At 64.6% G+C, this 20,448-nt stretch carries 20 protein-coding genes; 10 read left to right on the top strand and 10 right to left on the bottom strand.

All coding sequences use genetic code 11. The annotated features are described in order from the left end of the window. Window position 1: 1 nt before the first annotated feature. The 5 genes from B4394_RS13195 to B4394_RS13215 form a co-directional block, all read right to left on the bottom strand. Entirely contained in the window at window positions 2-859 is an 858-nt protein-coding gene (locus B4394_RS13195; RefSeq protein ID WP_139360162.1) for an MlaE family ABC transporter permease, read from the bottom strand. A 506-nt stretch (window positions 860-1,365) separates the two neighbouring features. Then, window positions 1,366-1,998, bottom strand: coding sequence for a response regulator (locus tag B4394_RS13200; protein ID WP_078307399.1), 633 nt, complete (start codon window positions 1,996-1,998; stop codon window positions 1,366-1,368). 41 nt (window positions 1,999-2,039) lie between these two features. Next, entirely contained in the window at window positions 2,040-3,215 is a 1,176-nt protein-coding gene (macS, locus tag B4394_RS13205) for a MacS family sensor histidine kinase (protein WP_078307074.1), read from the bottom strand. Between the two features lie 9 nt (window positions 3,216-3,224). Then, window positions 3,225-4,424, bottom strand: a complete 1,200-nt coding sequence (locus B4394_RS13210; RefSeq protein WP_078307072.1) for an AI-2E family transporter — start codon at window positions 4,422-4,424, stop codon at window positions 3,225-3,227. 21 nt (window positions 4,425-4,445) lie between these two features. Next, the gene (locus B4394_RS13215) at window positions 4,446-5,324 is read right to left on the bottom strand and encodes an alpha/beta fold hydrolase (RefSeq protein ID WP_078307070.1); all 879 of its coding nucleotides are present in this window, start codon (window positions 5,322-5,324) and stop codon (window positions 4,446-4,448) included. Between the two features lie 142 nt (window positions 5,325-5,466). Here B4394_RS13215 and B4394_RS13220 point away from each other — a divergent pair, with 142 nt between their 5' ends. From B4394_RS13220 to B4394_RS25735, 5 genes are all read left to right on the top strand, one after another. Continuing rightward, window positions 5,467-6,990 carry an adenylate/guanylate cyclase domain-containing protein gene (locus tag B4394_RS13220; protein ID WP_078307068.1) on the top strand — a complete coding sequence of 508 codons (1,524 nt, stop codon included), beginning with the start codon at window positions 5,467-5,469 and terminating at the stop codon, window positions 6,988-6,990. A gap of 72 nt (window positions 6,991-7,062) precedes the next feature. Further along, window positions 7,063-8,226 (top strand): lysylphosphatidylglycerol synthase transmembrane domain-containing protein, encoded by a 1,164-nt coding sequence (locus B4394_RS13225; RefSeq protein WP_139360170.1) that lies wholly within the window; start codon window positions 7,063-7,065, stop codon window positions 8,224-8,226. A gap of 55 nt (window positions 8,227-8,281) precedes the next feature. Continuing rightward, the gene (locus tag B4394_RS13230; RefSeq protein ID WP_078307064.1) at window positions 8,282-8,833 is read left to right on the top strand and encodes a YceI family protein; all 552 of its coding nucleotides are present in this window, start codon (window positions 8,282-8,284) and stop codon (window positions 8,831-8,833) included. Between the two features lie 30 nt (window positions 8,834-8,863). Beyond that, the gene (locus B4394_RS13235) at window positions 8,864-9,265 is read left to right on the top strand and encodes a DUF3054 domain-containing protein (protein WP_078307062.1); all 402 of its coding nucleotides are present in this window, start codon (window positions 8,864-8,866) and stop codon (window positions 9,263-9,265) included. Between the two features lie 77 nt (window positions 9,266-9,342). Then, window positions 9,343-9,468: a hypothetical protein gene (locus tag B4394_RS25735; protein ID WP_286142055.1), complete on the top strand. Its 126-nt coding sequence runs from the start codon at window positions 9,343-9,345 to the stop codon at window positions 9,466-9,468. An 84-nt stretch (window positions 9,469-9,552) separates the two neighbouring features. Here B4394_RS25735 and B4394_RS13240 read toward each other — a convergent pair whose 3' ends face one another. Continuing rightward, window positions 9,553-10,299: a hemophore-related protein gene (locus B4394_RS13240; protein WP_078315264.1), complete on the bottom strand. Its 747-nt coding sequence runs from the start codon at window positions 10,297-10,299 to the stop codon at window positions 9,553-9,555. A 353-nt stretch (window positions 10,300-10,652) separates the two neighbouring features. On the opposite strand from B4394_RS13240, the gene B4394_RS13245 reads away from it, so the two are divergent. The 3 genes from B4394_RS13245 (at window position 10,653) to B4394_RS13255 (ending at window position 14,512) form a co-directional block, all read left to right on the top strand. Beyond that, complete coding sequence (locus B4394_RS13245) at window positions 10,653-13,436, top strand: MMPL family transporter (protein ID WP_078315265.1); 2,784 nt, start codon at window positions 10,653-10,655, stop codon at window positions 13,434-13,436. Further along, window positions 13,433-13,963: a helix-turn-helix domain-containing protein gene (locus tag B4394_RS13250; RefSeq protein ID WP_078315266.1), complete on the top strand. Its 531-nt coding sequence runs from the start codon at window positions 13,433-13,435 to the stop codon at window positions 13,961-13,963. The genes B4394_RS13245 and B4394_RS13250 overlap by 4 nt, the downstream gene beginning before the upstream one ends. 99 nt (window positions 13,964-14,062) lie before the next feature. Then, window positions 14,063-14,512 carry a CD225/dispanin family protein gene (locus tag B4394_RS13255; protein WP_078315267.1) on the top strand — a complete coding sequence of 150 codons (450 nt, stop codon included), beginning with the start codon at window positions 14,063-14,065 and terminating at the stop codon, window positions 14,510-14,512. Here the strand turns inward: B4394_RS13255 and B4394_RS13260 are convergent, their stop codons facing one another. Next, the gene (locus B4394_RS13260; RefSeq protein ID WP_078315268.1) at window positions 14,513-15,748 is read right to left on the bottom strand and encodes a GNAT family N-acetyltransferase; all 1,236 of its coding nucleotides are present in this window, start codon (window positions 15,746-15,748) and stop codon (window positions 14,513-14,515) included. Between the two features lie 79 nt (window positions 15,749-15,827). Between B4394_RS13260 and B4394_RS13265 the strand changes: the two genes are divergently transcribed. Then, window positions 15,828-16,247, top strand: a complete 420-nt coding sequence (locus tag B4394_RS13265; protein WP_078307048.1) for a CoA-binding protein — start codon at window positions 15,828-15,830, stop codon at window positions 16,245-16,247. Here B4394_RS13265 and B4394_RS13270 read toward each other — a convergent pair. Beyond that, on the bottom strand, window positions 16,244-16,957 hold the full coding sequence (locus tag B4394_RS13270) for a hypothetical protein (protein ID WP_078307046.1): 714 nt from the start codon (window positions 16,955-16,957) through the stop codon (window positions 16,244-16,246). The genes B4394_RS13265 and B4394_RS13270 overlap by 4 nt on opposite strands. Further along, on the bottom strand, window positions 16,954-17,436 hold the full coding sequence (locus B4394_RS13275) for a hypothetical protein (RefSeq protein ID WP_078315279.1): 483 nt from the start codon (window positions 17,434-17,436) through the stop codon (window positions 16,954-16,956). The genes B4394_RS13270 and B4394_RS13275 overlap by 4 nt, the downstream gene beginning before the upstream one ends. 123 nt (window positions 17,437-17,559) lie before the next feature. Between B4394_RS13275 and B4394_RS13280 the strand changes: the two genes are divergently transcribed. Further along, window positions 17,560-19,542 (top strand): M13 family metallopeptidase, encoded by a 1,983-nt coding sequence (locus B4394_RS13280; RefSeq protein WP_078307043.1) that lies wholly within the window; start codon window positions 17,560-17,562, stop codon window positions 19,540-19,542. 60 nt (window positions 19,543-19,602) lie between these two features. Here the strand turns inward: B4394_RS13280 and B4394_RS13285 are convergent. Beyond that, on the bottom strand, window positions 19,603-20,448 hold an 846-nt coding region (locus B4394_RS13285), incomplete at its 5' end, for a L,D-transpeptidase (RefSeq protein ID WP_286142056.1).

A 20,448-nucleotide genomic window follows, 5' to 3' on the forward strand; every position in this document is an offset into this window, starting at 1 on the left:
GTCATAACCCCGTCCGCGGAAAGAGCATGATGTACAGCTGGCTGATGGCGACATTCACGATCATCAACAGCAAGATCGATTCCACGACCGCCGCGTTGACGGAGTTGGCAACACCGATCGGGCCGCCCTTGGTGGACAGACCCTTCTGGCAGGCCACCACCGCCACGATGGCGCCGTAGATGATCGCCTTGAGTACGGCCAGGATCATGTCGCCAGGTGTGGCGAAGGAAGCGAACGTCGACACGAAGCTGCCCGGTGCACCGTTCTGCCAATAGACATTGAACAGGTAGGCGCCCAGAAACCCGACGAAGCAGACGATTCCCGTGAGCGCGACGGCGATCATGATGGCGGCCGCGAACCGGGGCACCACCAGACGCCGGATCACCGAGACACCCATGACCTCCATGGCGTCGGTCTCCTCACGCATGGTGCGCGAGCCCAAGTCGGCGGTAATGGCCGAACCCACGGCCGAGGCCATCAGCACCGCGGCCACCAAGGAGGCGGCCTGCCGGATGATCGCGATGCCGCTAGCGGCACCCGCCAAGGAAGTCGCACCCACTTGACCTGCAAGCAGCGCGAACTGGATCGACAGCGTGACACCAATCGGCAGGGTCACCAGGATGACCGGAGTTACGGCCGTCGCGGCTTGGAAGGCACCCTGCCGAACAAACTCCTGCCACTGGAACTGCCCGCTGAACAGGTCGATGAAGAACCACTGAATGGTGCGCACGCCCACCATGAACTGCTCACCGACAGTGCTCAAGGATTCCAGCGGGTGACGCCTGACGTACCCGGTAGCCCAATCCTCGATTGCCGCGACGCCGTCTCCAGTGGCCACTCCGGCTTCCGGTGCACTCACGGCCGACACTGGCGCGGCGCCACCCCTCGTCCAGTGGGACCAGACGCACGAATCGTCGCACCACGCATTCCAGACTCCTCGTTGACCCGGTATTCGCTGGGCGCCAAGGGCTGCGGCGCCAATGTGCGTTGACGCTAGATGATGAAGCGTTAATTTAACAGTTGGTCATATCCTAAATCACACCGATCGGTATACTGTGCTGTGGGTCACAATTCGGGCGTCCCGGTTAGCCGAGCGTGTTCCGAAAGCCTGCGCATAGCCGTTCGAATTACATTGTCGAAAAGCATTTTTCGCATGGCATGACAATCTGAGCGCCCGCTCACAGACTCGGTCGATGAGCAGATCACCCGTGGCTGGTCGCTAGAGGTGCGCAGCGTGGGCCATCGCGTTGTGAGTCACAAACGCGGTTCCGGGAGCTGCGCCGACCGTCATCGTCGATCTATCAATATTTGCTGGAAGGGTGCGTCACCGGCGCTTCCGATGAGGGGACAGAAAGCCGGAGCCCCCTATTCGTCCAATCCGTGTTCGATGGCGTACCGCGTCAGCTCCACTCGGTTGCCCAGCTGGAGCTTGCGCAGCGTGGACTGCACATGATTCTCGACAGTGCGATGGCTCAGCGACAGCCGTGTGGCGATCTGCTTGGCGCTCAATCCCTTTGCCACCAGCCGCAGTACCTCGGTTTCCCGTTCGGAGAGCCGCGGCGTGTCGTCGGTCTCCGTCGTCGGCGCACTCGACATACGCCGAAACTCCCCGAGCACCAGACCTGCCAGACCGGGCGTGAACACAGCCTGGCCCTTGGCTGTCGCCTTCACCGCGTCGATGAGCTCGGTGGCGGACGCACTCTTGACCAGGTAACCCGTGGCGCCGGCTTTCACCGCTTCCAGTACATCCTCGCGTTCGGCGGAGGCCGACAACACCAAGATATGGCTACCCGGGGACACCGCCAGCACCGCAGCGGTGGCCTGTGCACCGTCGCCGTCGGTCAGCTGCATATCCATCAGCACTACATCGGGTTTCACCGTCGCGGCGATCCGGCCGGACGAGGCGACCCCGTCGGCAGTGGCGACCACCCGCAGTCCCGCCGCCTGTAGGTCACGGGAAACCCCATCGCGCCACATGGGATGGTCATCGACCACCATCACCGAAATCTGTTCGTCGTCAGTGCTTTCCGGATAATCGGTCATACCCCCACCTCCTGAGACTTGGGCACCGTGATCTCCCATTCAGTGCCCGCGCCCGGCGCCGTCTCCAGCAGGACGGCCCCGCCGAGATCAGCCACCCGGCCCAGAATCGACCGGGACACCCCCATCCGCCCCTCACGCTCTGCCTGATCCAGCCTGCCGTCCGCGATGCCACTGCCGTCATCGCGGACGGTCACGACCACCGAGTCCTCCAGATCTTCGATGAGCACGTACGCGTGCGCCTCCTGCCCGGCGTGCAGTGCCACGTTGGACAGTGCGCTGCGTACCACAGCAGCCAGCTCGCTGGCCATGTGCTGGCCGATGAGCACCGGCGAGCCCGGCGCGGACACCGAGACCGTGGTACTGGCCTGAGTGCGCAGGAGCGGGCGCAGATCAACCAATTCGTCATCGGCGAGCATCGTCGGGGTCGCACCCGAAATCAGCTCCCGGAGCGCCACTTCCTGTTCACCGGCGATGGCGGCCAGCTCTGCGGTCGGACCACCGATCTCGGTGCCCCGCCGCTTCACATACGACAACACCTGAAGCACCCCGTCGTGCACTTGACGCGCGAGCCGTTCACGTTCGATCGCCGCCGCGGCCGCACGTTCCGCCCGCCGCAGTTCATGGAAGGTGCGCTTCGCGGTGGTTGATGCGGCCCCAATCGCGAGCCCCACCACCACCAACGCCGGCATCGTGGCGTCGAGCCATAGCGCGCTGACGGGTAACCCGCGCGCCGCGATGCTGATCGCGGCGAGGACGAAACCGGATATGACACCGGCGAGCTGTCCGCGCAACAGACCCATGGAGACCACGGCGTTGGCCACCCACAGCGTGGTCGGCAGGGTCTGATGCCCGCTGTACCACTGCACATCAACGACCAGTCGCCCGGCGAGCATCAGCGCGATCACGATCACCTGATCGCAGAGCACTATCTGCCAGCGGCGGAACCAGTTGCGCGACAGAGCGACCGCTGCAAACCCGGTCCATATCGCCATGCCGGCATACAGCGCCCAGCTCAGCGTTTGTCGCTCGTAGTGGGTGTAGGACGCCAGCTGTGAGGCCAACAGCGCATACCCAAAACTCGCCAAGCGGAACACCTGCGCGGCACGCCACAACGATGCCGTCGGATCGTTACCGCTCACCCAGCGCGGGACGGTTCCGTTTCCGGATGCCATGTGAATTCATCAGTCCTTGGGTGGGGCCGGGCCCAATTCCGGTACTCCGTTGCCCGGACCGGCACCGACCGCCGGGGGGCCATTGGCCGGCACCATCTCCGGGTCGAAGATCTCGGCTTCCTCTTCTCCCTCAACCAGATACGGATCGTCGGAATCCTCGGGCTCGATGAGGGCACGGATGGCGGTATTGAGCACCGCGACCGTCGGCACCGCCAACAGTGCGCCGATGATTCCACCCAGCACGCCGCCGGCGGCGATGGACAGCACCACGGCCAACGCGTGGATCTGCACCGCATGGCCCATGATGAGCGGTTGCAGCACATGGCCTTCCACCTGCATCACCACAATGACGATGACCAGGATCATGGCGGCGGTGAAGGCGCCCTTGGTAATCAGGGCGATGAAAACCGCCACAAATCCGGAGATCGCCGCACCGATGATCGGGATAAACGCTCCCAGGAACACCAGCGAGGCCAGGGGAAGCGCCAGCGGCACACTGAAAGCCGCGAGGCCCACCCCGATGCCGATGGCGTCGACCAGTGCCACCGCCACGGTGGCACGCACGTAGCCGATCAGCGAACCGAAGCCCAGCGCACCGGCGCGGCGCACACGTGGCCGCACCGCCGTCGGGAAGATCCGGGTAACGAACTCCCAGATCTCCTTTCCGCCGTAGAGGAAGAAGATGATGGTGAACAACGTCAGCACGGCGCCGGTGATGATCTCGGTGACCGTGGTGGCCGTGGCCAGCGCCCCGCTGGTGACCCGGCCCTGGTTGTCCTTGATGGTATTGACCAGCGCGTCCCCCGCCTTGCTGATCTGCTCCTCGCTGATGTGGAACCGGCTGTGAATCGCCCAGTTTTTGAGCGACTCAATGCTGTTGGTCAGCTGCGCCGACAGGTCTGGCAGGCCCTTGATGAACTGGTCCACCACGAAGGTCAGGATCCCGCCGACCGCGGCGGTACCGGTCAGCAGAACCACGACGACCGCCAGCGAGCGCGGAACCTTATGCCGCTGCAGGTAATTGACTGTTGGAACCAACAGGGCAGAGCCCATCAAGGCGAGCAACAGCGGGATGGTGATCGTCTTGAGGTGCCAGAACAACCACAGAAAGGTAAGCCCGAAGGCAAGCAGCACCAGCAGGCGCCAAGCCCACGCCGCCCCCTTGCGCACATACGGATGAACCGATTCGGCAGCGTCAGCATGCGTCATGCGGCGAGCCTAACCCAGCAACTATCCCTTCGGCGCGGGCTCGGCCAGCACCTCGGTCAGCCACTTCACGACAAGCTCTGGCTGCTCGTCGACGATGAAGTGACCGCAGTTAGGCACCTCCGTGATGTTCAAGTCGTCGGCGTGGTCGGTGAAGCCATCGAGCAGCGACGGATGCACCGCCACATCGTCGAGCCCGAACAGCACCCGCACCGGCATGGCGAGTTTCTGCTCGTCATAGGGGCCACGCGCGAGTTTGGCGAATTCCTTGCCGACCATGGATCGGTAGATCTTGGATCCCGCCACCCGGCGATCGCGATCACGGAAACAGCCACGGAAGAAGTCCACCGAGTCCTTGGGCATTCCACTGCGGCGGATGAACCACCACAGGGTCGGCGACAGGTGTGAGAGGGGCCCGACTACCGGGGCTCCCACCACCAGCTGATAGGCCAGCTTGTGGGCGTGCCGGGCAACGCGGCCCGGCTCCTGCCATACCGGCGGGATGTTGAGGATGGCCAGCCGCCGGATCCGCGAGGGCGCCTTCAGGGCCACCAGCTGCGCGGTCCAGCCGCCCCAGTCGTGTCCGACCAGGTCGAAGGACTCGAGCCCCAGCGCGTCGGCCGCGGCCAGTACATCGGAGGCAAACTGCTCCTTCTCATAGCCCGTCGCAGTGACCTCGCTCCAGCCCGCCCCGCGCAGATCCATGGCGTGCACCCGGTATCCGGCAGCAGCCAGGGCGGGAATGACCTTGTGCCACATCCACCAGTTCTCGGGCCAGCCGTGCAAGAGCACCACGGGGCGTCCATCCTGCGGTCCGGCAACGGCGACGTGAATCTTCACGTCCCCTGCCTGTACGTACTGGTGGTCCACTCCTTCGAGGACCGGCATGCTGCGCTGGGTCATGGACCGAACCCTACCGCGCAGTAGGTTCCGTGGCACGACCGCAGCCGCCACATACGCATCCGTAATACCTGCATGAACTGGCATGCTTCGTCATAGCGGACAAAGAAGCGTACAAGTGAAGTAGACCGATCGGAATACCTAGGTGATGGAACGGCTGCGCGAATGGTTTCGGGCCATGCATGTGCTGGGCCCCCGGTGGACCGTGTTCGTGGCCTCGATGGTCGGCATCAACTCCGCGACTCTGCTGCTGTTGTTCTACTTCCTGCGCCACTGGATGCCCTTCAAACAGCCACCCCACGACTGGGTCTTCGAGAACGGCCCGCCCTTGTTCTGGGCGCTGTTCGGCCTCATGGTGGTGACGAGCGTCGGCTGGGCCCTGCACATGGAGCATCGCCTCGCCCGCTGGTATTGCCGGGGCGGGCCACCGACGGCCCTGGAGCTGCGCACCGCATTGACCGCGCCCCTGCAGCAATCGCTGGTCCATCTCGGCGGGTGGGCCATCGGTGCGGCCGTCTTCATCGCCATCGGCGCCGCCCACGACTCCAAATGGACCCTGGCCACCATCATCGGCTGTCTGCAATCCGCGACGGGCAGCTTTGGCCTGACTTATCTGCTCGGCGAACGCATCCTGCGACCAATCGCAGCAAAGGCTTTGAGCGCCAGCGAGTTTCACGGCCGCTTCGCACCCTCGGTGTTCGTGCGAGTCCGGCTCAGCTGGTGGATCGGCACCCTGGCGCCGGCGATCGGGATCATCGCTCTATGCGGCATGGCCCTCTGGAAGCCCGATGATTTGACCTCGACTCGCGGCCTTGCGCTCACCGTCCTTCTCATTGTCTCGACCACCCTGGTCGCCAGCTATGGCCTCGCGCTGCTGACCGCCGGACAGCTGGCCGACCCGGTACGCCAGCTGCGCTCCGCCATCACCGATGTCGCGCAGGGCAACTTCGATGCGCGTGTCGATGTCTACGACGGCAGCGAGCTGGGTGTTCTACAGGCCGGGTTCAACCGGATGATGCAGGTGGGCGAGGAACGCCGGCAGCTGCGCGAGCTGTTCGGTAAACACGTGGGCGCCGACGTGGCCAGTCAGGCGCTGCAACTGGGCACCAACCTAGGCGGCGAAAATCGTTATGTCGCAGTGTTCTTCGTCGACATGATCGGGTCAACCTCGATGGCCGCCGATCGCGCCCCCGAGGAAGTGCTGACGATTCTCAACGACTTCTTCCGCATCGTGGTGGAGGTCGTTGACAGCCGCGGAGGCTTCGTCAACAAATTCGTCGGAGACGAGGCGCTGTCCGTCTTCGGCGCTCCGCTGCATCGCCCGGATGCCACCACGGCATGCCTGGCCGCCGCACGCGAGTTACGTGACCGGCTCACGGAGGATTTCCCGCATCCGTTCGAATTCGCGATCGGGGTATCGGCCGGGCTTGCCGTCGCCGGGAACGTCGGTGCACCCGAACGCTACGAGTATTCGGTGATCGGCGACCCGGTGAACGAGGCGTCGCGACTTACCGAACTGGCAAAACACCGTCCCAGTCGGCTGCTCGCGTCCACCAACGCGCTGTATTTCGCCGATCCCGATGAACAAAAACACTGGGATCACGGCGACTCTGTGCTGCTCCGGGGCCGCACCAGGGCGACACACCTGGCGTGGCCTGCGGGAACCTGAAAGAAGTGGCCTGTCCGCGCCGTTACTGTGGTGCCCGTGCCCGATGACCCTGACCGTACCTCCGGCGGCGATATGCCGCCCGAGTGCAGCGGCCCGGGCTCCTGCCCCGATGACCCCGAGGCGGACACAGCGCCACAACCCGTCATCAAGCAGCGGGGAAAGTACTGGTGGTTGCGGTGGGCGATTCTCGTCGTGCTCGCGATCGTGCTCGCGGTGGAGATCGGATTCGTCTCCGACCAGCTGGCATCCGCCTGGCAGAGCCTGAAGGCCGCTAACCCCTGGTGGGTGCTGGCGGCAGTGCTGGCCGCCATGGCCTCCCTGCACAGCTTCGCCCAGATCCAGCGGACACTGCTGCGTTCAGCGGGCGTGAAGATACGCCAGTGGCGCTCCGAGGCCGCCTACTACGCCGGGAACGCGCTGAGCACCACTCTGCCCGGCGGCCCCGTGCTTTCGGCCACCTTCATCTATCGCCAGCAGCGGCTATGGGGTGCCACCCCGGTAGTCGCGTCCTGGCAGTTGGTGATGTCCGGCGTACTGCAGGCGGTGGGGTTGGCGATTTTGGGCCTCGGCGGAGCATTCCTCTTGGGCGCCAAGACCAACCCGTTCTCGCTGATCTTCAGCATCGGCGGATTGTTGGCCATCCTGGTCCTGGCGCAGGCGGTGGCATCCCGGCCGGAGATGCTCGACGGCATCGGCGTACGGGTCCTGCGCTGGGTCAATGACCTCCGCGGCAAGCCGCCGATGATGGGAGTCGCGCGCTGGCGCGAGATCCTCAAACAGATGGAGGCGGTGACGCTGACTCGCCGCGCCCTCGGCGAGGCCTTCGGCTGGTCCCTGTTCAACTGGATCGCCGATGTGGCCTGCCTGGCCTTCGCGGCCTACGCCGTGGGCAGTCGGCCCTCACTGGTCGGCGTCATGGTCGCTTACGCCGCGGCCCGTGCCGCCGGCTCGCTTCCGCTCATGCCGGGTGGACTGCTCGTGGTCGAGGCCCTTCTGGTTCCCGGCCTGGTGTCCTCGGGGATGACGCTGCCCGACGCGATCTCCGCGATGCTCATCTACCGCGTCGTGAGCTGGATCTTCATCTCGGCGATCGGCTGGGTCATCTTCTTCTTCCTCTTCCGCAACGAGAGCCAGATCGACCCCGACGCCACCCCGAACCCCGCCAAGGAGCCCGAACCCGGGGCCAACGCCCGGTCTGACGGTCCGCCAAAAAATTCTTCCGATCCCCCGAAATAAAGCGGACCATAGTCCGGTTGGCATGAATGTCTCACCCCAACTTTGAGGAGCATTCATGACCACCACCGCCCCCGTTCTCGCCGCCGGAACCTGGACCATCGACCCGGTTCACTCGGATATCACCTTCTCCGTACGCCATCTGGGTGTCTCGAAGGTTCGCGGCTCGTTTACCGACTTCAACGGTGAAATCACCGTCGCCGAAGACGGCACACCCTCGGTATCGGCCACCATCGACGTGACCTCGGTCAGCACCCGCAACGACCAGCGCGACGGTCACCTGCGGTCGGCCGACTTCTTCGACACCGAGAACCACCCCACCGCCACCTACCGGTCCACCTCCGTCCGTGCCAATCCAGAGGCGGGCGGAAACGACTACATCGTCGACGGCGAGCTGACGCTGCACGGTGTCACCGAGCCGGTCTCGCTGAACCTCTCGCTAGAGGGTGTCGGTCCCGGTGCGCAGGGCGGCAGCGTCGCGGGCTTCGAGGCCAAGACCGAGGTCAACCGCAACGACTTCGGCGTCACCGGCGGAGCCGGACTGGTCGGCGACAAGGTCACGCTGACCTTCAACATCGAGGCCGGTCACCCGGAGGCACCCTCCAACTGATGCCCGCGCGGCACCGGCTACGGTCGGGGAATGCCGAGCGTGCAACAGAATTCGTCACCCCAGACGCCGGTGACATCCGTACTGCTTTCACTCGTACTGGATGTCATCGGCGTCGTGGTCTTCTGCACCATCGGCCGCCGCAGCCATGCCGAGGGCATCACGCTGGTCGGCGTGTGGGAGACGGCATGGCCGTTTCTGTCCGGGGCCGGTGTCGGCTGGCTGCTGAGCCGGGGATGGTCGCGCCCGACATCGGTGACCCGGACCGGGGTCGTGGTGTGGGTCTGCACCGTCGCGTTCGGGATGATCCTGCGCAGGTTGAGTAATCAAGGTGTGGCGTTCAGCTTCGTCATCGTCGCGTCGGTGGTGACCGCCTTGTTCCTGCTGGGGTGGCGGGTCATCGCGAAGCGGCTGATCAATACGACCGATAGCTAGTCAAGAAACAGCGGGCTGCCGTCAGGATCTCGTCAACGCGCTTGGGTAAACGCCCAGGGCCCGCGCAAGCTGGCTGCATGGAAGGTCTCGCCGCCGTGCTGGTACCCCTCGCCGGTTATGCCGCAGTACTGCTTTCTGTGCGGTACCTCAACCGTCATGACGATATCGCCCCGGCGGCAGGCTCAGAAGCCCTGACCCGCTAGCCCCTCAAACGCCGAGTGCGAGCCTCGCGCGGAAATCTCCTGGAAGATCCGCGCCAGACTCGCACTCGAGTTGTGTATATGTCCTTAGACGCGCGGACCGGGCGCGGGGCCCGTACCCACCGGGCCAGCCGGAGCCGGAGCGGTGACCGCGGGCGCCGGTCCGGGCGCGGGCCCGGGTCCCTGCGGGAAGGTGGCAGCCGGTACCTGGTTCTGGATGGCGGACTGCACGGCCGGGTTCTGCACGAGAGCCTGCGCAGCCGGGTTCTGTGCCACCTGCTGGGCGGCCGGGTTCTGCGAGAGCGCGGTCAGCAGCGCGGGGTTTACCCCCATCGCGGCGGGGTTCAGTCCGCCACCGTTGACCACCTGGGCCAGGTCCAGCGGCAGACCGCACTTGGTGCGCAGGTCATTCAACGGTGCGGCGATGCCACCGAGTGAACCGGCCACGTCGGGCCGCGACACCAGGTAACTCTGCGTCTTGGCGGCGATCTGGTCCTGCGGGGCCGCCTTGATCTCGGTGAAGGCCGCATCGACGTCCGGATGCTGCTCCAGGTAACCCGCCGCGTTCTGCACCACGTTGCCGACGGTCTTGGTCATCTTGCTGGCCTGGCATCCGTCCGGTGTGGGTGTGGCCGGAGTCACCGTCGCCGCAACGGGTGCGGCGGCGTTTGGGGCGGGTGCCGGCGCGGCGGGAGCCGCTGGGGCCGGGGCGGGAGTCGGGGGGACTGGTTCGGCCGCGGCAATCGGTGCCAAGGCGCTCATCGCGAGCCCGCCAGCGAGAACACCTGCGCTCAGCAAGCCGTAGGCCGTGCGCCGCGAGGTTGTGGCTGACATGACATTCCTCCTACTTGTTTGGGGGATTACAGCCAACGTATCGAAATTCGGCGCCATTTCGAAACACGGACGCGCGTAGTCACCAGAAGGTTACCGAGTCTTTATCGTCGGCCAGATTCTGAATTTCACGATCCTATTTTTCGTCCAACACAACGTTGCCAGGGAGCGCGAAAGGCACGTCCAGCCACCACTCGTTTTTCGCCAAGGCAGGCTGTTAGTAACCGTGTCATTGCAGGTTGCCGGGATATATGCAGACAGGGGGCACGGTTGGTCGCGTTGCTGTAGCATCACGACCACGCCACAGGAGACTGCGTGCGTCACACCGAACGACAGGAACCATCGTGCAGTCAGTCATGATGCGCACCAGCGACTACCTTCGCAGGTATCGATGGTTGACGGTCGCTGTCTGGCTGATTCTCATTGTCGCGGCGGTGGGCCTGGTGGCAGGCCGGGGCGAAAGACTCACCGGCGGTGGTTTCGAGGTCGCCGGGTCGCAGTCGCTCACGGTGCACGACGCGATGGAGACCGGATTCCGTGAGCACGGAGCGTCTCCACTGGCACTGGTCGCCGCGCCACGTCCCGATGCGACCGTCGCCGATATGACGGCCGCCGTCGATTACCTCAAGCAGGTGGCAGCCCAGATCCCTCAGGTTTCCGTCGAGCCCATTCCCGCGCAGCTGACCCCGCAACCGGACCGCCCGTTCGTCGTCACCCTGCGCATCGGGTTCGACAACACCGGTGCGACCGACATCGCCAAGGACCTCCGCAAGAAGATAGGTGTGCACGGGGGTGAGCCCGGGCACATCGCCGGCGGCCGAGTGTCTCTGTACGTCATCGGCCAAGGTGCGCTGGGTGCCGCGATGACCGAACAGATCGCCGGGGACATCAAACAGGCCGAGAAGTGGAACATCCCGGTCATCCTCATTGTGCTGATCGCAGCGTTCGGCTCCCTCGCCGCGGCCTCCCTGCCCTTGCTCTTGGGCCTGTGCACGGTGGCGCTGAGCGTCGCGATCGTGCTCGCGCTGTCCAACATCACCACTATTTCGGTGTTCGCCCTGCCGACGGTCACCATGATCGGCCTCGCCGTCGCGGTGGACTATTCCCTTTTCATCCTCATGAGGTACCGCGAGGAGCTGAACTCCGGGAAGAACAAACAAGAGGCCATCGCCGGGGCCATGGCCACCTCGGGCCTCACCGTCACGTTCTCCGGTCTGACGGTGATCGCCGCCCTCGCCGGTATCTACCTCATCGGCACCCCCGCGCTGGCGTCGATGGCCTCCGGCGCCATCATCGTCGTCGCCATCGCCGTCCTCACGTCCACCACACTGATGCCCGCGCTGCTCGCCATCTTCGGCAAGGCTGCGGCCAACCAGTCCCGGCTTTTACGCGTCTCACCGCTGCGTAAGCATTCAATTCCGTTCTGGCGCAAGTGGACCCAGGAAGTTATGCGCCGGCCATGGCTCTCCGCGCTGGGCGCCTCGATATTCCTGCTCGCACTCGCTGCGCCGAGCCTGCAGATGCAGGTATCCAATAGCATGCTGCGCCAATTCGATTCGTCCCATGAGATCCGTCGGGGCATCGACGCCGCCGCCGTCGCCATGGGTCCGGGTGCGCTCGGACCGGTACAAATATTGCTCACCTTCGACGGCGAAAACGGCAATGCGCAGGATCCCCAGCACGCACGGGCCCTCGAGACCGCCAAAGAAACGATCGCGCAGGCCCCGAATATCGCGCGGGTCTCGGATCCCATCTTCTCCACCGGCGGACATGACGCGCTGATCTCGGCCGTGCTTTCGGTGGACCCCGAAGCGACTGCCGCGCGCGAGACCGTTAGCTGGCTACGCGCGAATGTGCCCGAAGCGCTCAAGGATTCGGGGGCCGATATCAACGTCGGCGGCCCGACGGCCTTGCTGTTCGACTACGACAACCGGGTCGAACACTCCCTGTTAGGCGTGTTCGCGTTTGTCTGTGTACTCGCATTCGTGATGCTGCTGGCCACGCTGCGCTCGCCGGTGCTGGCACTCAAGGGTGTGGTGATGACGGTGCTCTCCGTCGCCGCCGCCTACGGCAGTCTGGTGATCGTCTTCCAATGGGGATGGCTGGAATTCCTGGGCTTCCATAAGGCCAACATCGACAGCAGCATCCCGCCGCTGGCTCTCGCACTGACCTTCGGTCTCACCATGGATTACGAGATCTTCCTGCTGGCACGCGTGCGCGAGCGGTATCTACGCACTGGCGATTGCGCCGACGCGGTCTCCTTCGGTGTGCGCACGAGCGCGCGCACCATCACCAGCGCGGCGCTGATCATGATCGCGGTGTTCATCGGATTCGCGTTCGCCGGAATGCCGTTGGTCGCGCAGCTGGGCGTCGCGTGTGCGGTGGCGATCGCGGTCGACGCCACGGTGGTGCGCTTGGTACTGGTACCGGCGCTGATGGCGATGTTCGACCAGCGCAACTGGTGGCTGCCCGGCTGGCTGGATCGGGTGCTTCCGACCGTGGACTTCGAAACCCCATGTGTCGACGAGCTTCCGGGTCCGCATACCGAGAGTGCGCTGCGACTTCAAGGATCCGGGCTCGAGGAACCGCGTATCGACTATCACGCCATCGCGGTCTCGGCGGCCCGACTCAAGCGCCTCGCCGACGGCGGTACCGTCACCGCACCCGACACGCAGTCGGTGCTCGCGGACCGCTGGCGTGACAACTTGACTGTGGCCCTGGAAGCCCTGCAGGCCGGCAAAAATGGAACGGACACCGATGCAGTCGGAATGCCCGGCCCCCTGTCTCGGCTGACACCGGTCGAAACCACGCAGGTAAAACTGCCGACGGGACAGAAGTGTGCTGTACCCACCGACGCCGAAGCACTACGCATGCAAGGACTGTTGTTGATGCGCCGCAATGCCGAACGTGATTACACCGAGTTCGCCCGGCTCGCTTCGCAGATGGATCCGCAGACGGCGGCGAAGGTCCTCGCGGGGCTCGATCAGCATTACTGTGTACAGTCCAATCAGAGGTGGGTTTCCAGCCAGCTGGTACGCAGGCTCGCTGACCCGAAACCCGGCGACGGAGCGATGGAAAGCCCCACGGTGCGCAGGCAGTGCCTGTCCGTGGCGGTGGCGATGTTGGAGGATGCGAGGTGACGGTCACGAGCGACGCTCCAGCCGTCTCACCCGAAGTGCCCGACGAGCCTTCGGGTTCCGGTGACACCAACTCCAGTTCCGCGGAGACCGTCCAGCCGGGGCGCAGTGACAAGCCGGTAACCCACTGGACCACGTCCGAGATCCTCGATGCCCTGCAAAGTGGCGACCTGTCCGATTGGCAGGCAATCGTCTACGCGCTCAAACGCGATCCATTCGGACGCACCGCACGCCAGGTGGAAGAGGTGGTGGGCTCCGACGAGCTTTACGGCATTTCGACCGTGCTGCAGGAAGTCCTCGCCCGAGCCCGCGACAACCTTGCCGAAGCCGAACAGCGAGAAGCGGCCAACGAGATCAACCTGCTGTTCGAGGCCTCAGGTCTGCGTGAAGCCGAGTTTGCTTCCCGCATAGGTGTTTCAAGTAGCGAGCTCTCCTCATACCTGACGGGCACGACCAGCCCATCGGTCGCGATGCTGGTTCGGATGCGCAGGGTAGCCCGACGGTTCGGGCGCACCCGCCCCCGCGGATGACACGTGCGCCGGTCCGGGTACCTGCGTAACCAATGTCAGTTCCCTGAGAGCTGTCCGATCGTTATGGCAGCCCGCCTGAATTCGGCCTAACCTCGTGCCATGACCGACGAGACAAAATCTGACGAACCCACGGGTGCGATTTCAGCGACCACACACACGCCCCCGCCCGCACCGACCGCACCCGCCGGTGCACCGAAACCCCCGCCCACCAATGTCGGCTGGGCAGTCGCCGCCGTTGTCTTCTTCTGGCCGTTGGCCTTCAGCGCGTTCACCAACGCACTGAACGTCACTCAGTTCTGGCTGACCGGCCAATTCGACCGCGCTCAAGAATCCTCGGACCGCGCCAAGCTGCTCGGCAAGATCGCCCTGCTGACCGGCCTAGTGCTGCTGTTCCTGTTCATTGCCGTTCGCATCGCATGCGCAATCTGGTGGCACACGCACGGCGGTGGCGGCGGTGGCTGGGGCCACCACGGCGGCTGGCACCGCACCTGGGATGACGACGGGTGGAACGGCCCAGGCCCGATGGGCCGTCCCGGTCGCGATAACTAGCTAGAAGTCGTCGGGTGCACTGGGTGCAACGGGCCAGCCAAACGCAATGGCGGCCCGTTGCACCGCACCTGCCCTCAGCTCGGTAACCAGACCGGCTCTGGCCAGCGCATGCAGGCTCACCCCGCCCATGTAGACGGATCCGAGGTCGCGCACGGTCAGCGCGATATCGGCTTCCTCCGTGGTGATTTCGCAGCTCGCATCGGCCAGACGGCCGCGCAGACGGTAGCGTCCCGAATTCTTCGGCAGGAATTCATCGGTTACCTCCAGCACCACGTCCACCTCGGCGGAGTACCGCCGCTGTGACAGCGCCGCCGGAATGTCGACCAGCCTCACCTGGATCGCATCGCTCACCGCGCACTCCAGCGCCGAATGGTTGGCCACCAGGTAGCGCAGCTCCTCATGTACCGACGCGCCGTGATACTTGATCTTGCGGACCAGATCCATATCCAGCAGATAGCGCCATGTCCGGGCGTAGGCGCGCGGATTGGTGCCCAGCACCTCTTGCACGTGCAACTCGGCATCGGGTCCAGCATCACCCCACCCCGGCTTCGGCCGATAGATGGCGAATCCGCTGACTGTTCCGTCTGATTCGTAGTGCAGGACGAAACGGATCTTGCCGGAGTCTTTCTGGCGTTCCTCGTTATCAAGAGTCCAGGAAGCCCACCACTCGGAGGTCCGGGACATCTGGCCGGGCAGTTCCGCGATGGCGTCGTCGTAGACGGCGGGCGCCGACGCCAAGAAGGTTTCGGCGTCTACCTCTTCCAGGGTGCCGTCGCCCAGATCCACATCTGGCCGGAAGGCCAGCTCCTTGACCCGGCCGGACAAATCCGCGGCCTCCGTCGCGACTCCATAGCCAAATCGGCCGTAGATCAACGCTTCCGAGGCGAACAGCATGGCGATAGCCTCGCCGCGCGAGCGGACGTCCTCCAGCTGATGACGCATCATCGCGGTCAACAGACCCCGGCGGCGATGTGTGGGCGCCACCGTGACCGCGGTGATGGCGGCCACCGGTACGACCGTTCCACCCGGTAACACCACCTGACGACTGAAGGCTCCCGCTGTCGAGACCCACCTCTTCCCGTTGTGGAATCCGATCATCCGATCCAATTCGGTGAACTTGCGGTGGGCCTCGATCTCGTCCTTCTGCAGGTCCTGCAGAAACACCGAGTACGACGAGGACATGAACGACTCGTAGTCGTCCTCACTGTGGATGGTGCGTAGGGTCAGGTCAGACACATACCCATGTCTACCGTGACATACCAAGACCTGTCACTCGAGTTTTCGGTGTGCTGGGCGTGACCAGAAAGGAACCGCGGTGTGGACTGCCCCCGATGACGCGGCAATCGCCCAGATACTGCGCGAAACCAAGACCATTGCCATCGTGGGAGTTTCGGCCAATCCCGACCGGCCGAGTCATGGTGTCTATCGCTATCTGGCAGCACACAGCCCCTACCGAATCTTCCTGGTGAATCCGACCATCTCCGAACTCGACGGCGAGGCTGTCTATCCGAGTCTTGAGGCGCTGCCGGAGACACCCGACCTGGTCGATGTCTTCCGCCGCCGCGAAGAATTGGCGGGTATCACTCAACAGGCCATCGACATCGGCGCGCGCACCCTGTGGTTTCAGCTCGATCTCGTCGACGTCGAAGCCGCGAACAGGGCAACCGATGCCGGGCTGCAGGTCGTCATGGACCGCTGCACCGAAATCGAATTCGCACGTATCGGTTCGCGTTAGCCCTTAGCGGGCGCAGCGCCGATCCGATCGATCGGCGCGATGTTGTCCACGAGCCAGGAACCGTCACGCTTGGCCAGCGTCATCCGCAGTGCCAGCACCGACTCCTCGGGTTGCGTCTTGGCCGCGACGCTGGTGCGTCGCACCAGTGCGGCCGTCACAGCGTCTTCGGGGCCGAGCGCCTCGATCCCGACTGAGATGATCTCACCCTGCTGCGAGATTCCTTTGGCCTTCAGTTCGGCGGTAGCCCGGTCGAAGTCGCGCGTGAAGGATTGCCGCTGCCCCTCGGTCATGTGCTCGATGGCCTTGTGCACGTATGAGTCCGGGCTTCCCGGGGAGAAATTCACCACCGCCTCGGCCACTGCCGTCACGACATCGGTCACGGCCGAACGGTCCGCGTTCCCTTCCCGGTCGGGCACCGTCCAATGCCGGTATCCCACCATCGCGACGGCCAGCATCGAGACCGTGGCCAGAGCGACAATTGCGGTGCGCAGCGCAGGGCCATCGTCGTCCGTACCGACGGTAACCGAATCCCGCCTGGCCAGATAGGCATTCACCGCCACCCCCTGGACGATGAGCAAGCACGAAGCCGTACACACCACCACCCACCACGTGGGCCAGCCCAGAATCACACCAAGCTCGACGATCGCCAGTACCGTCGCCAACGGCGCCAGCAGGTCAAAAAGAATGACCCGCAATACATTCCGTCTCATCGCAGCAGCTCCAGACCGGTCACCAGTAACTGGTCTTCGATTTTCGACACCGCGAGCCGCAGGTGCCACTGGTTGACCTTCGGGGGCGCTTCGGCATCCCGCGTCACCGAGGTGGCCACCACCATGACGCGGTCAACCCGCTCCACGGACGGCAGACCGATATCCTCGCCCGGAATCTTTGCGCCGATCCTGTCGATAACCACCGAATCGATCTCCCCGGCCGCATCGGCGTCGACAGTTCGCGCGAGCTTCACGACACCGGCGATCATCTCCACCAAATGATCGCTGAGCTGCCCGGCGGTACCGTCCTGCAGTGTCTGCACGCTGGAATCGACATTGCTCTTCTTCATGTTGATCAGGGTGTTCACCCAGGTCACAGCGGTGTCGAGCACGTGGGAGTCGTAGCGGTCGCGGGCCTCCTGGCTGCGATGCCCGGTGATCACGAGGACTGAAAGCACCAGGGCGACAACCGCGATCACGCCAAGAACCGCCGACAGCACGCCATACCGGGAGAAGACGGGTCCATCTCCGCTGCCAAGGCTGGGTGCCGGGTCGTCTTCGCTCACGGGCCTCACCCTAGCGACCCGTGCCACCATGGACGGGTGACGACAGAATCCGTGCTGCCAAAATCCGGTATTGACCTGAGCCACCGCGACGAATCCATCCGCCCGCAGGACGACCTGTTCGGCCACGTCAACGGCCGCTGGCTCACCGAATACTCCATTCCTGCCGACCGTGCCGTCGACGGCGCGTTCCGGACTCTGTTCGACCGCGCCGAGGAGCAGGTCCGCGGGATCATCACCGAGGCGAGCGAGGCGGGTGCGGCCGAAGGGACCGAGTCCCAGAAGATCGGCGACTTGTTCGCGAGCTTCATGGACGCCGAGACGGTCGCGGCGGTCGGTCTGGCACCGCTACACCAGGAGCTGGACGGGATCGCCTCGGCGCCCAATGCCACCGCGCTGGCGGCCGTCGTGGGCGCCTTGCAGCGCGCCGGAGCGGGCAGCGGGGTGGGCTGCTACGTGGACACGGACGCCAAAAATTCCTCGCGCTACCTCCTGCACATCAGCCAGTCCGGCCTCGGCCTGCCCGATGAGTCCTACTACCGCGAGGAGCAGCATGCGACGACGCGAGACGCCTACCGCGCACACATCGCCGCCATGTTCGCGCTGGTCTACGGCGACGGTGACCACACCGACACCGCCGACCGGATCCTCGCCCTGGAGACCAAAATTGCGGCAGCGCACTGGGATGTGGTGAAGCGACGCGACGCCGAGCTGAGCTACAACCTGGTGAAGTTCGCCGACCTGGAGCACACCGCACCCGGATTCGACTGGACGGGATGGATATCCGGACTGGGGGCCACCACCGGCCAAGTCACCGAATTGGTGGTGCGACAGCCCGACTATCTGACCGCATTCGCCGGTCTGTGGGCCTCGGAGCCGTTGAGCGACTGGAAACAGTGGGCAAGCTGGCGGCTCATCTGTGCCCGCGCGGCGTACCTCACCGAACCGCTGGTGGCCGAGAACTTCGATTTCTACGGACGCACGCTGTCGGGTACCGAGCAGATCCGCGACCGGTGGAAGCGCGGTGTTGCGGTGGTCGAGTCGCTACTCGGCGAAGCCGTGGGCAAGCTGTATGTCGAGCGCCACTTTCCGCCGAATGCCAAGGCCCGCATGGAAGTTCTTGTCGACAACCTGCGCGAGGCGTATCGGGTCAGCATCACCGACCTGGAGTGGATGACCCCGGAGACCCGCGAGCGAGCCCTGCAGAAACTCGATAAGTTCACCCCCAAAATCGGCTACCCGGCAGCGTGGCGTGACTACTCGACCATCGCGATCCGTCGCGACGATCTGCTGGGAAATGTCCGGCGCGCCACGGCGGCGGAGTGCGATCGAGGTCTGGCCAAGCTTGCGGGCCCGGTCGACCGCGATGAATGGTTCATGACCCCCCAAACGGTGAACGCCTACTACAACCCGGGCATGAACGAGATCGTCTTTCCCGCAGCGATTCTGCAGCCGCCATTCTTCGACGCGGACGCCGACGACGCCGCCAACTACGGCGGCATCGGGGCCGTCATCGGTCACGAGATAGGGCACGGATTCGACGATCAGGGCTCCAAGTACGACGGCGACGGCAACCTGGTCAACTGGTGGACAGACACCGACCGCGACGAGTTCGGCACGCGCACAACCGCGTTGATCAATCAGTACGACGAGTTCGTACCCCGCGAGCTGTCCGATCAGCACGTGAACGGCGCGTTTACCGTGGGTGAAAACATCGGCGATCTGGGCGGTCTCTCGATTGCACTACTGGCTTACGAGATCTCCCTCGGCGGCAACCCGGCTCCCGTCATCGATGGGCTTACCGGTGCGCAGCGAGTGTTCTACGGCTGGGCGCAAGTGTGGCGGACGAAAGCCCGCGAGGCAGAGGCGATCCGGCGCCTGTCGGTGGATCCGCACTCACCACCGGAATTCCGGTGCAATGGCGTGGTGCGCAACATCGACGCGTTCTACGAGGCCTTCGAGCTGAACGCCGACGACGAGCTGTTTCTGGAAGCCGATCAGCGCGTACGCATCTGGTCCTGACCCCCGACGAGAAAGCCCCCGGCCATTGGCCGGGGGCTTTCTCGTACTACGGCGGAGGATCTAGAAGCGCTGCCAGTCGTCGTAACCGTCGTAGTCCTTGTACGGACCACCGGGCGAGTTCTTCACGATCACCGGGTCACCGGGGTGGGACTGGTTGAAGTACCAGGTGGCGTTGTCGGTGCTCAGGTTGATGCAGCCGTGGCTCACATCGCGCTTACCCTGATCGCCGACCGACCACGGCGCCGCGTGGACGAAGATGCCGGAGTTGGACAACCGGGTAGCCCAGAATACGTCGAGCTTGTAGCCCTCAGGCGAGGTCGTCGGCACCCCATAGGTTGACGAGTCCATCACCATCTTCTGGAACTTCTCGCTGACGTAGTACGTGCCGTTCTTGGTCTCGTGCTTCTTGTCGTGCTTACCCATCGACATGGGCATGGTGCGCTCGACGACACCGTTGCGCGTCACCGTCATCGTGAAGGTCGCATCGTCGACGGTCGACACAAAGGCGTCGCCAACCTTGAAGCTCCACCTGGTTCCACCCGCATTGACGTTCACATCGGTGTTCGCGGGCCAGAACTGCGTGGGCTTCCAGCGCAACTGCTGATCGGTGTACCAGTAGAAATATCCCGGCACAGACTTCGAGGTCGTGATCTTCACGGCGGCCTCGGCGGCCTTCTTGTCCGTCACTGGCGCGGCAAAGACGATCGTCACGGGCTGGGCCACGCCGACAACGTCACCGTTATTGGGCGAGTTCTTCAGCAAACCCACCGGCAGCGGTGGCACATCACCCGTCGGAGGCGCCCCGGGAGGCGGTGTGGTCGGCGCCGGCGGGGGCGGAACCTCACCCGGAGGCGGTGCATCGGGCGCGGGCGGCGGTGGCGGCAGTTCCCACGGCAGCGGCGGGGG

Origin of the sequence: Mycobacterium sp. D16Q16 (genome assembly GCF_002013745.1) — a bacterium.
Taxonomy (GTDB): Bacteria; Actinomycetota; Actinomycetes; order Mycobacteriales; family Mycobacteriaceae; genus Mycobacterium.

Bases quoted from the DNA above. Each gene is read 5' to 3' on its own strand.
- B4394_RS13200 (WP_078307399.1), bottom strand. From the start codon at position 1,998: ATGGTGGTCGATGACCATCCCATGTGGCGCGATGGGGTTTCCCGTGAC.
- macS (WP_078307074.1), bottom strand. From the start codon at position 3,215: ATGGCATCCGGAAACGGAACCGTCCCGCGCTGGGTGAGCGGTAACGAT.
- B4394_RS13210 (WP_078307072.1), bottom strand. From the start codon at position 4,424: ATGACGCATGCTGACGCTGCCGAATCGGTTCATCCGTATGTGCGCAAG.
- B4394_RS13215 (WP_078307070.1), bottom strand. From the start codon at position 5,324: ATGACCCAGCGCAGCATGCCGGTCCTCGAAGGAGTGGACCACCAGTAC.
- B4394_RS13225 (WP_139360170.1), top strand. From the start codon at position 7,063: ATGCCGCCCGAGTGCAGCGGCCCGGGCTCCTGCCCCGATGACCCCGAG.
- B4394_RS13230 (WP_078307064.1), top strand. From the start codon at position 8,282: ATGACCACCACCGCCCCCGTTCTCGCCGCCGGAACCTGGACCATCGAC.
- B4394_RS13235 (WP_078307062.1), top strand. From the start codon at position 8,864: ATGCCGAGCGTGCAACAGAATTCGTCACCCCAGACGCCGGTGACATCC.
- B4394_RS25735 (WP_286142055.1), top strand. From the start codon at position 9,343: ATGGAAGGTCTCGCCGCCGTGCTGGTACCCCTCGCCGGTTATGCCGCA.
- B4394_RS13240 (WP_078315264.1), bottom strand. From the start codon at position 10,299: ATGTCAGCCACAACCTCGCGGCGCACGGCCTACGGCTTGCTGAGCGCA.
- B4394_RS13245 (WP_078315265.1), top strand. From the start codon at position 10,653: ATGATGCGCACCAGCGACTACCTTCGCAGGTATCGATGGTTGACGGTC.
- B4394_RS13255 (WP_078315267.1), top strand. From the start codon at position 14,063: ATGACCGACGAGACAAAATCTGACGAACCCACGGGTGCGATTTCAGCG.
- B4394_RS13270 (WP_078307046.1), bottom strand. From the start codon at position 16,957: ATGAGACGGAATGTATTGCGGGTCATTCTTTTTGACCTGCTGGCGCCG.